Source organism: Ruegeria sp. AM9, from assembly GCF_056540565.1.
In genome coordinates, this window is record NZ_JBQFWY010000040.1 from 1 (window position 1) to 1,055 (window position 1,055).

At 55.8% G+C, this 1,055-nt stretch carries 1 pseudogene; it reads left to right on the plus strand.

From position 1 onward, the window contains the following. Window positions 1-176: 176 nt before the first annotated feature. Window positions 177-1,055, plus strand: a pseudogene (locus ACR0DO_RS19465) (IS3 family transposase); the annotation flags it as partial.

The window sequence follows — 1,055 nt, forward strand, 5'->3', positions numbered from 1 at the left end:
GGCCGTTGTGGTTCTGACGGCACTAGTCTTCGTGACGGTCAACTTGATCATCGATGTGATCTATCAGGTGATTGATCCCCGGATCGGAGAGCGCGATGCGTAGCGTTGCTTTTCTTGGTGTGAGCCTCCCCAACTGAACTGGTCCACCGTTATGTTTAGGAAACGGAGGACCACGAATGGCAAACAAGAGACCGAAGCCCGAAGAGATTGTCTCGAAGTTACGGCAGGTTGAAGTTCTGATGGGGCAAGGCATGTCCCGTCTTGATTCGATCAGGCAGATCGGCGTTGTTGAACAAACCTATTACCGCTGGCGCAAAAAGTACGGCGGAATGGGCATAGACCAGTTGAAGGAACTGAAACGGCTTCAGAAAGAGAACGAGCGACTGCGGCGCGCGGTTTCTGATCTGACGTTGGACAAACTGATCCTGACGGAAGCCACAAAGGGAAACTACTGAGCCCCGCTCGTCGTCGTGCTTGTATTAACCATGTACGCAACCAGTTGAACGTTTCCGAGAGACGCGCCTGTCGCGTGCTTGGACAACACCGGTCCACGCAACGGCGCGTCCCACAAGGTCGCCCAGACGAGGACCGACTGGTGGCCGACATGATCGAGCTGACCCGTCAATATGGCCGATATGGCTATCGCAGGATCGCAGCGCTGCTGAGGGAGGCTGGATGGTCTGTCAGCGACGGACGGATTGAACGGCTGTGGCGGCGAGAGGGGCTGAAAGTGCCAATAAAACAACCGAAGAAAGGGCGGCTCTGGCTGAATGACGGATCATGTGTCCGGCTTCGACCAGAGCATCGCAACCACGTGTGGTCCTATGACTTCGTCCATTGCCGAACCGATGATGGCAAAGCCTTCCGGGCGCTGAACATCCTTGATGAGTACAGTCGGGAATGTTTGGCTATCAGGGTCGAGCGGAAGCTGAACTCGACCGATGTAATCGACGTCCTGACAGACCTGTTCATACTTCGCGGCGCGCCGAGTTTCATACGTTCTGACAATGGACCGGAATTTGTCGCCCAGGCTGTCCGAGACTGGATCGCCGCCG